This is a genomic window from Terriglobia bacterium (assembly GCA_032252755.1).
Classification (GTDB): Bacteria; Acidobacteriota; Terriglobia; order Terriglobales; family Acidobacteriaceae; genus JAVUPY01.
The window spans coordinates 24,026-35,949 of sequence record JAVUPY010000067.1 but is presented as its reverse complement, the minus strand read 5'-3'; the positions used below and the strand labels follow the sequence as shown (position 1 = coordinate 35,949).

General features: G+C 57.3%; 11 protein-coding genes. 6 read left to right on the top strand and 5 right to left on the bottom strand.

Annotated features, from left to right (window positions below; genetic code table 11):
- Positions 1–63: 63 nt before the first annotated feature.
- Both ROO76_16335 and ROO76_16330 read right to left on the bottom strand, forming a co-directional pair.
- On the bottom strand, positions 64–1,689 hold the full coding sequence (locus ROO76_16335) for a methylmalonyl-CoA mutase family protein (GenBank protein MDT8069731.1): 1,626 nt from the start codon (positions 1,687–1,689) through the stop codon (positions 64–66).
- 85 nt (positions 1,690–1,774) lie between these two features.
- Positions 1,775–2,137, bottom strand: coding sequence for a hypothetical protein (locus ROO76_16330; GenBank protein ID MDT8069730.1), 363 nt, complete (start codon positions 2,135–2,137; stop codon positions 1,775–1,777).
- A 137-nt stretch (positions 2,138–2,274) separates the two neighbouring features.
- On the opposite strand from ROO76_16330, the gene ROO76_16325 reads away from it, so the two are divergent.
- Positions 2,275–4,248 carry a peptidyl-prolyl cis-trans isomerase gene (locus tag ROO76_16325; protein ID MDT8069729.1) on the top strand — a complete coding sequence of 658 codons (1,974 nt, stop codon included), beginning with the start codon at positions 2,275–2,277 and terminating at the stop codon, positions 4,246–4,248.
- 277 nt (positions 4,249–4,525) lie between these two features.
- On the opposite strand, the gene ROO76_16320 is transcribed toward ROO76_16325, so the two are convergent.
- Both ROO76_16320 and ROO76_16315 read right to left on the bottom strand, forming a co-directional pair.
- Entirely contained in the window at positions 4,526–5,065 is a 540-nt protein-coding gene (locus ROO76_16320; protein MDT8069728.1) for a PEP-CTERM sorting domain-containing protein, read from the bottom strand.
- 329 nt (positions 5,066–5,394) lie between these two features.
- On the bottom strand, positions 5,395–6,477 hold the full coding sequence (locus ROO76_16315) for a sigma-54 dependent transcriptional regulator (protein MDT8069727.1): 1,083 nt from the start codon (positions 6,475–6,477) through the stop codon (positions 5,395–5,397).
- A 224-nt stretch (positions 6,478–6,701) separates the two neighbouring features.
- On the opposite strand from ROO76_16315, the gene ROO76_16310 reads away from it, so the two are divergent.
- The 3 genes from ROO76_16310 to ROO76_16300 are packed head-to-tail and all read left to right on the top strand — an operon-like array spanning position 6,702 to position 8,894.
- Positions 6,702–7,061, top strand: a complete 360-nt coding sequence (locus ROO76_16310) for a hypothetical protein (protein MDT8069726.1) — start codon at positions 6,702–6,704, stop codon at positions 7,059–7,061.
- Positions 7,058–8,416, top strand: coding sequence for a sigma-54 dependent transcriptional regulator (locus ROO76_16305; protein ID MDT8069725.1), 1,359 nt, complete (start codon positions 7,058–7,060; stop codon positions 8,414–8,416). The genes ROO76_16310 and ROO76_16305 overlap by 4 nt, the downstream gene beginning before the upstream one ends.
- 13 nt (positions 8,417–8,429) lie before the next feature.
- On the top strand, positions 8,430–8,894 hold the full coding sequence (locus ROO76_16300) for a hypothetical protein (GenBank protein MDT8069724.1): 465 nt from the start codon (positions 8,430–8,432) through the stop codon (positions 8,892–8,894).
- A 67-nt stretch (positions 8,895–8,961) separates the two neighbouring features.
- Here ROO76_16300 and ROO76_16295 read toward each other — a convergent pair whose 3' ends face one another.
- A complete protein-coding gene (locus ROO76_16295) occupies positions 8,962–9,363 on the bottom strand; it encodes a PilZ domain-containing protein (protein ID MDT8069723.1) in 402 nt (133 codons plus the stop codon).
- On the opposite strand from ROO76_16295, the gene ROO76_16290 reads away from it, so the two are divergent.
- Together ROO76_16290 and ROO76_16285 are read left to right on the top strand one after the other, a co-directional pair.
- Positions 9,362–9,769, top strand: coding sequence for a hypothetical protein (locus ROO76_16290; GenBank protein ID MDT8069722.1), 408 nt, complete (start codon positions 9,362–9,364; stop codon positions 9,767–9,769). The genes ROO76_16295 and ROO76_16290 overlap by 2 nt on opposite strands.
- Positions 9,770–9,790: 21 nt before the next feature.
- Positions 9,791–11,881: an EAL domain-containing protein gene (locus ROO76_16285; protein MDT8069721.1), complete on the top strand. Its 2,091-nt coding sequence runs from the start codon at positions 9,791–9,793 to the stop codon at positions 11,879–11,881.
- Positions 11,882–11,924: the final 43 nt, after the last annotated feature.

The window sequence follows — 11,924 nt, the reverse complement described above, 5'->3', positions numbered from 1 at the left end:
GCAGATTTTCTGCCGCCTCTATTTTCCGGACCGTGCTTCAATTTTGCCGCAATGGACAGCGTCTCAGATCACCATCACTTCCTTGTACTCTCCAAACACCTTCCGCATTGCATCCGAAATCTCGCCCACCGTGCAATTCCAATTCACCGCGCTGATAATTGCCGGCATTAGATTCCCCCCATCCCGTGCGGCATTCTCCACGCCCGATATCCCATCCCCCCATAACTTCTTATCGCGCTTCTCCCGGAACGCCCTCAACCGCTCCACCTGCTTGCGCTCCAGCGCCTCGTCGATCCGCTGCAACGGCACCGGATTCTCGTGTTCCACCTGGAATGCATTGACGCCCACTACCAGTTGCTCGCGCTTATCCACCTTCTGCTGATATTCGTACGACGCGTTCTGAATTTCCTGCTGAACGAATCCCTGCTCGATCGCCTTCAGCATCCCACCTAGCGCATCAATCTTGTCGAGATACTCCACGGCTCGTCGCTCCAATTCATTCGTCAACGCCTCAACATAGTACGAGCCCGCCAGCGGATCGATCGTCTGCGGCACACCGCTCTCGTATGCGATGATCTGCTGCGTCCTCAGCGCGATTCGCGCCGAGTTTTCCGTCGGCAGCGCCAGTGCTTCATCAAACGAATTCGTGTGCAGCGACTGTGTTCCGCCCAGCACCGCCGAAAGCGCCTGCAGCGCCGTACGCACAATGTTGTTCTCTGGTTGCTGCGCAGTGAGCGTCGAGCCACCCGTCTGCGTATGAAACCGCAGCATCATCGACTTCGGGTTTTTCGCCCCGAACTTCTCCTTCATGATCCGCGCCCACAGACGTCGGCCCGCCCTGAACTTCGCCACCTCTTCCAAGAAGTTGTTATGGCAGGCGAAGAAGAACGCCATCCGCGGGGCAAACTCATCCACCGGCAAGCCCGCGTCGATCGCCGCTTTCACGTACGTCATCCCGTTCGCCAGCGTAAATGCGATTTCCTGCACCGCTGTACATCCCGCCTCGCGCATGTGATACCCGGAGATCGAAATCGTGTTCCACTCCGGCACGTTCTCCCGGCAGAACGCAAAAATATCCGTGATAATCCGCATCGCCTGAGTCGGTGGATAGATATATGTTCCGCGCGCGATGTACTCTTTGAGCACATCGTTCTGGATCGTCCCGTTCAGCTTCTTCGCGTCGGCGTTGCACCTCTGCGCCGCCACGATATACATCGCCAGCAAGATCGACGCCGTCGCATTGATCGTCATCGATGTCGAAACTTTTTCCAGGTTGATCCCGTCGAACAACCGCTGCATGTCCTCGATCGAATCGATGGCGACCCCGACCTTCCCTACCTCGCCCACCGAAAACGGATTGTCCGAGTCATACCCAATCTGCGTGGGCAAATCGAACGCCACTGACAGCCCGGTCGTCCCATTGCCCAGCAGGTACTTGTATCGCTTGTTCGACTCCTCGGCGTCTCCCATGCCCGCGTACTGGCGCATCGTCCACAACCGCCCCCGATACATCGTCGCCTGCACTCCCCGCGTGTACGGGAACTGCCCCGGATACCCAAGCTCCTGCTCGTAATCAGACCCCGCTAGGTCCGCAGGCGTATAAAGCGGGTGCACCTCAATATGCGAAGTCGTCTCAATGTGCTCGGATTTCGCGGCCACCGCCGCCGGCTTCATCTTCCTATCGGCCATCTCCGGCCTCTCTATTAGTGTTGTGAGTCTGTTTGGGCGGGAACGGCCGGCCTCGGCTGCCCGGGCGAGCGAAACTCGACTAGTCTTACTGCTCTTTCCTTCGCGCCCGCCAGAACGACGTCACTCCGAACCACGCGAACATCACCGTGAACGCCACGATGATCCCAAACTTGCCGAGCGAAATCTGCCCAGCCAACATCCGCGGATACTCGCGCAAAACTGCAAATCCGCCGACCACCGCAAAACAGAGAAATACGAACCCCGTGACCTCGAGAAACAGCAGGTGCAGAACCTTCCCCACGGCACCAAAGAACGCCCCAGCGCCACGCATGAAGCTCATCGCGAATCGGCGCCCGTCCGTCCCCCGTAACACTCGAATAGCCGTCCCCAGGCCGGTTCCTGCCGCCCGAATCGTGCCTCCCGAATTCCTCGCGCCGCTCTCTGCCACGCAGCCATTCTAACAACCGTGTCGTCGCTCGCGCCCGCGGAAACAACTACTCACCTTTCAAACCATCGCCCCGAGTCCTGCCACACCGCTGGTTTATAATTAAGGCTTCTGCCCTCAAATATTGGAGTAACTGAAACATGATTCGTTTCTTGCAGACCAAGGGCCGGGTTCAGCAGATCCTGCTTATCGGCTTCCTCTCCATCATTTGCTTCATGATGGTCGTCACCCTGATCCCTGGCGGCTCCGCCCTTACCGACTTTCTCGGTTTTGGCTTGAATGACCAGACCGTTGCCAAGGTTGGCAGCCAGGAGATCTCTGTTCAGGAAGTCCAGCAGCGCGCCCGCGACTACGCCCGCCAGCAATACCCTCAGATTCCGCCTGACAAGGTGATGCCCTTTATCATTCCGCAGGTCGCCAACATGCTCGTCAGCCAGCACATCGTGCTCAACGAGGCCAACCGCCTCGGCCTGACCGCAACTAACGCCGACCTTCGCTACATGCTCGAGCACGGCCCCTTCGCCCAGATGCTTTTCCCGAACGGCAAGTACGTTGGCGAGGACCAATACAAGGCATTCGTCTCCAATCAGTTCAACTTGAGCGTCCCTCAGTTCGAAGACGAGCTTCGCCAGCAGATCACCATGGATAAGCTCCGCGACGCCATCGAAGGCGGCGTCATTGCCACCAAGGCGGAAATCCAGAAGCAGTTCGACGCCGAGAACGTGAAGGTAAAGTTCGACTACGCCTTCCTCTCTCTCGACGATATCGAAAAACAGGTAAAGCCCAGCGACGCCGAACTTCGTGCCTACTACGAAAAGCAGAAACCGCAGCTCACCAATACGATCCCTGAGAAGCGCCAGATCCGCTACGTCCTCGTCGACTACGTCAAGGCTGGCGGAGCCGTGACTCAGGCCGACCTGCAGAACTACTACAACCAGCACATCGACGAGTATCGCGTCCCTGAGACCGTTACCGTGCACCACATCCTTATTAAGACGCCAAGCCCGGGCCCCGACGGCAAAGTCGACCAGAAAGCCGTCGACGCCGCCCGCGCCAAGGCTGAAGACATCCTGAAGCAGCTCAAGGCTGGCGCGAACTTCGAAGCCCTCGCCAAGAAGTACTCCGAAGATCCCGGCAGCAAGGACAAGGGTGGACTCATCGGTCCCATCCGCCGCGGTCAGACCGTTCCCGAATTCGAGCAGGCGGCATTCAATGGCAAGAAGGGCGAAATTGTCGGCCCGGTGAAAACCAGCTTCGGGTTCCACATCATCCGCATCGACGACAAGACCCCAGCGCACCTGAAGTCACTCGACGAAGTCAAGCCTCAGATCGAACCGATGCTCGCGCGCCAGAAGGGTCAGGCTGCGGCCGAAGCACTTGCCAAGTCTCTTCAGGCATCCGCAACTTCCGAGGGTCTCGATAAGGCCGCAGCGTCAAAGGGACTCCAGGTTGAGCAGAGCGATTACTTCGCTCGTGGCGCCAGCCTTCCCGGCGTCGGTACCTCATCCTCGCTAATGGACATCGTCTTCGATGCCCAGAAGACTCCCTCGACGCCGCAAGCCGTGCCCGTCGAGAACGGCTGGGCCGTCGTCCAGGTTACGGGTATCCAGCCCCCATCCACGCCGACGTTTGACCAGGCAAAGGCGCAGCTCACCGAGCAGCTCCAGCGTGAGAAGGCCGCGTCCGAACTCGAAGCCAAGACTAAGGAACTCGCCGACAAGGCGCACTCCGAGCACAACCTGCGGGCTGCGGCGAAAGCCGTGGGCGCCACCGTGAAGACCAGTGACTTCGTAAAACCCGACGATCAGGTTCCCGACGTCGGCCAGCTCACCGGTCCCGCCGCCGTCGTCTTCACCCTGAGGCCCGGCGAAATCAGCGGCCCCGTGCAGGCCGGCAGCAACGGCGTGGTCTTCGCTCTCGTCGACAAGCAGGAACCCTCGGCAGCCGAATTCGCGGCCAAAGAGGACCAGATCCGCCAGGCAGTCCTGCAACGCAAACGCTCCGAAGCCATCGAGATTTACATCAGCAGTCTGCGAGACAAGATGCAGAAGGACGGCAAAATCCGCATCAACCAAGCGCAGTTGAAGAAAATGGCCAGCGCCGAAGGCGACTAATACCTATCCCACAACAAATCAAACCGGGGAGCGTTTCCGCTCCCCTTGGTTTTGCACTCGTTGACTGATCAACGCCCAGCCGCCCGGGGCTGCGGCGGGCGCGCCAGCGTAGAACTGTGGATATTAAGGCGAGTAAACTCAACGCGAGTTCGCTTGAGACCTCGCGCTCTCCGCGCCCTCTGGTTCCCGTCTTTCGTTCTGCAAAAGACAAAAAGCCCTCGGGCATTTAGCCAAGGGCTTTCCGGAAAGAGAGATTTTCGCCTCTCGTGCCTGGCGACTACTTGCGGAGCTTCCGCCGAATCGCTCCGGCCACTCCGAACAATCCCGTGCCGAGCAGAGCCATCGAGGTCGGCTCCGGAACCGGCGGAGTGCCGCTTGGATCGAACAGAGTCCAATGCGATAAGCCGAGGCCCTGCCCGAGGCTCGCCGGGATGTCGACCGTCGTGAGACCTGCCACGTACCAGATGTAATCATCAGTACCGTACTTGGCAAGGAGATAGTCGTACCCCGATACGTCTATCGAAGTGCTGCAGTCCGTGCAGTTGCCCGTATTGCCGGCCAAGACCGCTGTCGGGTAGCTATCCGTGTTTGAGCTGCGATAATACGTGTAACTACCGATGGTCGTGGTCGAGTTGGCCGCCTGAGCAATCAGGTTGTTGATGTAGGCCACTTCGTCAGATTCGCTGGACGGAGTGCCAGGATGCACATAGCCCACATAGCTTGAGGAACTGAGATCGATCGTGTCTGCAAATGCCGTGCCGACGCCTAATCCGAGCAAGGCTACGAAAAGCACGCCAATCACGAATTTCTTTGTCATAGATTGTCTTCTCCCCTTCGTTTTACCCCATGCCCAATCCAACTTGTTTGGGCGTTCATTAATAGGTGGCCAGTCGGAACTGGAAAGTAAACCGCACCAGGTACCCTTGAGGGTTGCAATTGGCCATCCGCAACACGCCAATAGGTGCCATCTTATTTTCAGTAACTTACGGCTAAGCTCAAGGCGAACTTGATGTGGGTATGCAAACTTCTGCACATCGAGGGAAGGGACTGGCCTTTAGTACAGGTACCTTGGTAAGGGGAATTGTCGGAATTGCCACCCTCTTGCAACTGCAGTAACGGGGTGGAAACAAATGACGAATTAGCGGCCTACGCCTCTGGCAACGTCTCCGAGGTCGCCCCCGCCGAGGCGATTTCCGTCTCCTGCCCGGGCACCGTTTGCGTTCGGCTCGGCAGGCCCGCGTCGCGAATCTTGTAGAGCAATGCGCGGTAGCTGATTTTCAGAGCTTTTGCGGTTTTGCGGCGATTCCAATTGTTGGCTTTCAGAACTTTGAGGATCAGTTTCGCTTCCAGTTTGCGAACCGCTTCGCGCGTCACCTTGCGCAGCGAAACCTGTCCATCGAACTCGACGTCCAGACTGATACCGTCTTTCGGCGGCACACATAATTCCATCAAAATGGAATCTGGCGTGCCGAGAATGACGTAGCGCCGGATCAGGTTCTGCAATTCGCGGATGTTCCCCGGCCAGTGATAGCGCAGCATCTCATTCATCACCGCCACAGGAAGCGGCTTCACCTTGGCGTTGTACCGCTCTCCATAGGTTTGAACGAAGTAATCCGCGATTACCGGAAGGTCGGCGATCCGTTCACGCAGTGGCGGCGTGCGAACCGTGATCACCGCGATGCGGTAATACAGATCCTGTCGAAAGGTTCCTTGCGCAACTTCGGCGTGCAGATCGCGGTTAGTAGCGCACACCAGGCGCAGCTTCGTTTGCCGCATCTCCTGTCCGCCGATCCGCATATACGTTCCATCCTGCAGCAGTTGCAGGATCTTCGCCTGCAGGTCGTAGTCGAGTTCAGAGATCTCGTCGAGGAAGAGCGTGCCGCCGTTTGCGTGGTCAACTCTGCCAGGTTTGACTGCGAATGCACCGGTAAACGCACCGCGCTCGTACCCGAACAGTTCGCTCTCCAGCAAATTGCCGGGAATTGCAGGACAGTTCACCTTTACGAAGTTCCCGTTGGAAACACCTGAGTATTGATGGAACATCCGGGCGATCAGGTCTTTGCCGGTTCCGCTTTCGCCGGTTAACAGAACCGGAATGTTGACCGCTGCCGCCCGCTCAATAACGCGACGGATCTCAGCCATTGCCGGCGAAATGCCGAAGATTACTTCCTCCGGTGGGGAATCCGAATCCGGATTCACGCCGGCAGCGCGTTGTGCAGCAATATCCATTTCTGTCGTATGCAGAAACTTGCACTTTTGCTGCCAAACAGTTGCACATCGCGATTTAGCGTAAGTTACTGATTCTACGAAGCGTCACTCCTCACCGGTGTCGCAGCGCTCCATTCCACTCCAGCGAATCTCCCGAATTTCGTGAGCACTGCTTTTCCTATGGGAAGTTACTTACCACTTATCAATGCGCTGTAAATGTTTTCAATCAGTTATCACTATCTGAAATGAAAAAGTATGAAACTTTTGTAACACCTGTGAGAACTTCATTGACTTTCCACAACAACGAATCGTACTATCAGTTTCCCTCCCCAGAACGGCAGCAAGGGTATTACCAGGCATTTCGAAAGGTCGCAAAAAGGGTTGAACTCGCTGAAGCGAGCAGTCCAGTCGTGCGCGACATTCCAGTTCTAACCCTCTCCCGGTGGCGCGACAACCGACGTCAGTTCGCCTGTCAGGAGAATCGGCTTGAGTATCAATCAGCAGGTTTCGTTTTAGGGGTGATGAAATGTCAGCAGCCGCAACAGGAGCGTTTTCTCATGCCAGCTCCGAACCTCAGCCTTCCCGTCGTCGCAGCATTTTATTGATCGAGGACGATCCCGGCCTGCAGCAATACGTGCGCACCGTTTTCGACCGCGATCAATACTCGCTCACTGTCTGCGCCACCGGTGACGAAGGGCTCTCGAAGCTCCACATGCGGCCTGACCTCGTTCTGCTCGATATGTTTCTTCACGAGTCCGACGGAATGGAAGTTCTCCGCCAGATCAAGTCGGCGGCACCTTCGCTGAAAGTCATTGGGCTCTCCTGCTGCCACGATTCGCGCTTCAGTGTTAACGCAATGCGTGCCGGGGCGCGCGATGTCTTGCTCAAACCCTTTCAGCGGAACGAGTTGCTTGAAGTTGTCGAACAGGTGCTTGGCCCCAACGATCCCAGCATTGAGACAAACCAGATTCGCCTGGACGACCAGAACGTCTTCATCTTTGCCAGCCAGAGCATGCGCGAAATTCGTTACCAGTGCTCTCTGGTTGCCCGCGTCGACATTCCGGTCCTGATCCTTGGCGACAGCGGAACCGGAAAAGAAGTCTTGGCCAAGTACATTCATAAGACTTCGCCCCGTGCCAGCCGCATGTTCCTCAAAGTGAACTGCGCCGCCATGCCCGGCGACCTTCTGGAAAGCGAACTGTTTGGCTATGAACAGGGAGCTTTCACGGGCGCGAACCGTTCCAAGCCCGGAAAGTTCGAACTCGCCAATCACGGCAGCATTTTCCTCGACGAAATCGGAGAAATGCCGCCGGCCTTGCAGGCGAAGCTGTTGCACGTTCTGCAGGACGGAACGTTCTCTCGCCTCGGCGCGCGCAATGCCGTAAAGGTCGACGTTCGCGTCATCGCCGCCACCAACATCGACATAAAAGCAGCCATCGCCCAGAAGCGCTTCCGCGAAGACCTCTTCTACCGCCTGAACGGCTTCACACTCAATCTCCCGCCATTGCGCAAACGCAAGGAAGAGATTCCAATCGTCATGCAATATTTCGTAACCCGGCTCGCCGACGAGTTCGGCCGCGAAACTCCGCCCATCTCCGATCAGCTGATTCAGGCTTGCATGGATTACGATTGGCCCGGCAATCTGCGCGAGTTGGAAAATTTCGTTAAGCGCTACATCGTGCTCGGCGACGAATCCCACATGATCGCCGAACTGATGAGCCTCACTCCGGTAGCTGCGATGCGCGCCCCCGGCTCTTCCTTACCGAATCCCGGCGACCTCAAGAAGCTCGTCCGCAACCTGAAGGAAGATGCTGAACTGGAGGCGATCGCCCGCGCCCTCGACAAAACCAACTGGAACCGCAAGCAGGCCGCGACCGAGCTGAAGATCAGTTACAAGGCGCTGCTTTACAAGATCAAACAGTACGGTATCCAGCCGCCGCCAGACGGCACATCGGCATAGGCCCTGATCCTGGATGAGTCAGAAAATAAAGTTCGACAAGGTTGTCATTCAGACCGGCGGCCAGGTCTTTAAGGGCTACATCGAATCGCACCAGTGGGAAGAACTGGAAGGACTCCTGGTACAGGGCCCTCGACGCCTCCCCGACGTAATCCGCATGCGCTGCGTCGAAGACGACACCTTTCGTGAAATCCCGCTCAACGGGCTCAAGGCGGTGTTTTTCGTAAAGAGCTTCGAGGGACAAGGTAAGCGGAACGATCTGAAGTTCTTCTCCAACGCCCCGATGGTTCACGGCGTCTGGGTGCAGTTGCAATTCAAGGACGGCGAGATCATGGAAGGGATCGTCCTGAACGGCATGCATCACCTGGTTGAGCCGGGATTCTTCGTTCATCCCACGGACCCGGACGCGAACAATAAGCTGGTGTATGTGCTGAAGTCAGCATTGGCAGACTTCCGCGTTCTGGGCGTGCGTTCACTTTGAAGAAAACGGACTAGAACAAAAGCCGCCGAATAGTTCGGCGGCTTTCGCATTCTATTGATATTGATCTTTACGGCTCCGATCCATTCAAGAACTCGTAATTTTGAATAGCGGCAGCTATGCCGATGCCGATCGCGCTGGGTGGCATGACCCGTATGATCTTGCCGCGGCAGCGCACGCGCAGGCTTGTCGACAGTGTGATTTCCGGCGGGAAGGTTATGTCAAATTCCAGCTGCGAATCGCCGAGCCAAGCCGTATCGGTGTAAAACAATACCCCCCGAGCACTCACATCGCAGGTGAACGCTTGCAGCGATCGGTCGCCCGACCTCAAGGTCAACGGCAACTTAAGCTGGAAACGCGTGGCGCTACGCCTCTCCATCGAGGTCACGTTTGCATTCATTCGGACGAGGTCCATTTCTGGGTAATCGCCAGCGCACTCGTCATTCGCATCGTGGGAGAGCCTGTCTCTCATGCTTACCGTCCTTAAATTCCCGGCTCTTCCCGTACTCATCCCACAACTTCTGTTGCATTTCATAGACCGAATGGAAGTTACAGATTCTCAAGCTTCTTTTCTGGTGCCATATCTCGGAAGTGCAGAAACTTGCACATTTTGGGAAAATTCGTTAGCTTTTGCGTCCGCTGTTGACGAATTAAACACGGTGCGCAAACACCTGCACAAAACTGCCGGTCACCGCGCACAGCAACGACCCGAAGCGCCCGTCATAAGCGGCATTTCCGCACCCTCTCAACCTCTAACTCCCCTGTTTTCTCCGGCGCAGGCGCCCAAACCCCCAGCGTCTTCCAGTTACTTCTGTAATGAACAGACTGCTGTTTCTGTTTGTGCGGCTGCTGACAAAAAGGTAAAAACACGGGAGTAATTCCGCTGGGGGCATTCCTGCGTGGATATTCGCGGGCTCAATTTGGCGCTTTCGTCCGTGCTGCTGCTGATCTTTGCGTGGATCCTGCATAAGCAGCGCCGCGGACAAACGCAGTTCTGGTTCGCCGGCTGGCTTGCCCTGGTCGGCGCGACCGCGCTGAGCTTCGTTTCAGCCGTCTCGCCCGACATCGCGTCCACAGTATTGGTCTGCGCGACCGAACTCGCGGGGGCGCTGTTCATCGCCTCCGTATCTACCCTTTGCGATCATCCCGTTCGGCGCTGGCTACTCGCGTTTGCGATTGCTGTGCCGTCGATTGCCTTTACGATCGCGGGACAAACTACGATTCGCTATTCGATTTCAGCGCTCGCAATCGGATCCATCGCTCTCGCTGGCATTGCAGCACTCGAATTGAGCCACCATGGCAAGACCGCTGTCTATCCGTGGACAGCGCTGGTTGTGGCAGGCCTGATCTGCTCAGCCACCGCCGTTGCGGCGGTTGGACACGGCTTTGACTACAGTCTCCGGATACTCGTTTCCAGTTTGTTCCTGGTTGCCGGCTGCCTCTATATCCGTAAGTTTCCGCGTTTCTCGCTGGGCGTGCTCATCGCGTCATGCGGATTGTTCTCCTGGGGCGCCGCGCTGTTCCTGGATCCCTCGGTGTTGCCGGACCCGACCATGTCCGAGTCCAACGGACTCTTGGTGATTGCAAAATACCTGGTCGCGATCGGCATGATCGTTACCATCCTCGAGGAGCAGATTGAGGAGGCAGGTGTCTACAGCCAGCAACTTCTGCACCAGGCCAATCACGACATACTCACGTCGTTGCCAAACCGGATCCTGCTACAGGACCGCCTGAACCAGGCGTTGGCTCGTTGCCGCCGCAGCAAGAGCATGATGGCGGTCTTCTCCATCGACCTTGATCGCTTCAAGCACATCAACGACAACTTCGGACATCGCGTCGGCGACCTGTACCTGAAAGAAGTCGCACAGCGACTGGCATCCCGCGTACGCGACGGCGATACAATCGCGCGAACCGGTGGAGACGAGTTCACCGCAGTCCTGGAGAACGTCCGCTCGCCCGAAGATGCTTCCAACGTCGCTCGGGCGTTGCTGGAAACCTTGCAGCGACCGCTGCTCATCGAAGGCTCCAACCATCTGGCTTCGGCAAGCATTGGAGTCGCCGTGTATCCGTTCGATGGGGGCGACTCGGACGCGCTGCGCCGCGCGGCCGAACAGGCCATGTTCCGCGCCAAGCACTCCGGCTCAGGACACCTCGAGACGTCAACCGAAGAAGCCCGCGAGACGCTCGAGATCGAAAGCACGTTGCGGAGGGCGCTCGAGATCGGCGGCTTCCACCTGCAGTTCCAGCCGCAGGTTCGGCGCGACGGCTCGATTGCCGCGCTGGAAGCTCTGCTTCGTTTCCGTCACCCGAAGCTTGGCATGCTTCCGCCTTCGCGTTTCATTCCGATCGCCGAGGAAAGCGGGCTGATCGTTCCCATTGGCGACTGGGTCTTGCAGGAAGTCTGCCGTCAGGGCGTGGAGTGGAAATCGCGCTTCGGGACAGGCGTAAAGATCGCGGTCAACGTTTCGCCGCTGCAGTTCTCGCGCGCCGACTTTGCGATGAATGTCGCGTCGATTTTCCGGAAGAGCGGTTACGATCCGAGCCTGATCGAACTCGAACTTACTGAAACTCTGGTCATGCGCGATGTCCAGGAATCTTCGCGTCAGCTTAGCCAACTCAAACGTCTGGGGTTCCACATCGCGGTCGACGACTTCGGCACCGGGTATTCATCCCTCAGCTACCTGCACCAGTTGCCGATCGATACGCTGAAGATCGACAAATCCTTCATCGACAAGGTCACCGAGCCGTCGGGAACACGCCCGATCGTCGAAGCCGTGTTGTCGCTTTCCAAGAGCTTGAGCCTGACGACGATTGCGGAGGGCGTGGAAACCAGCGAGCAGTGCGCGATCCTTAATCACCTCGGCTGCGACATCATCCAGGGCTTCTACTTCTTCAAGCCGCTTCCAGTCGATTCTGTCGAGCAATTGCTGTTGACGAAGGTCCCGTACAGCCAGACCCAGAGCTTTGCGCCGGTGCCGGCGGGCGACTAGGTAGCTTGGATTGAGAGAGGCCCCTATTTTTCGCTCCGTTTGT

Excerpts from the sequence above, each read along its gene's own strand:
- ROO76_16335 (MDT8069731.1), bottom strand. The coding sequence starts at position 1,689 with ATGGCCGATAGGAAGATGAAGCCGGCGGCGGTGGCCGCGAAATCCGAG.
- ROO76_16325 (MDT8069729.1), top strand. The coding sequence starts at position 2,275 with ATGATTCGTTTCTTGCAGACCAAGGGCCGGGTTCAGCAGATCCTGCTT.
- ROO76_16320 (MDT8069728.1), bottom strand. The coding sequence starts at position 5,065 with ATGACAAAGAAATTCGTGATTGGCGTGCTTTTCGTAGCCTTGCTCGGA.
- ROO76_16315 (MDT8069727.1), bottom strand. The coding sequence starts at position 6,477 with ATGGATATTGCTGCACAACGCGCTGCCGGCGTGAATCCGGATTCGGAT.
- ROO76_16310 (MDT8069726.1), top strand. The coding sequence starts at position 6,702 with ATGAAAAAGTATGAAACTTTTGTAACACCTGTGAGAACTTCATTGACT.
- ROO76_16300 (MDT8069724.1), top strand. The coding sequence starts at position 8,430 with ATGAGTCAGAAAATAAAGTTCGACAAGGTTGTCATTCAGACCGGCGGC.
- ROO76_16290 (MDT8069722.1), top strand. The coding sequence starts at position 9,362 with ATGCTTACCGTCCTTAAATTCCCGGCTCTTCCCGTACTCATCCCACAA.
- ROO76_16295 (MDT8069723.1), bottom strand. The coding sequence starts at position 9,363 with ATGAGAGACAGGCTCTCCCACGATGCGAATGACGAGTGCGCTGGCGAT.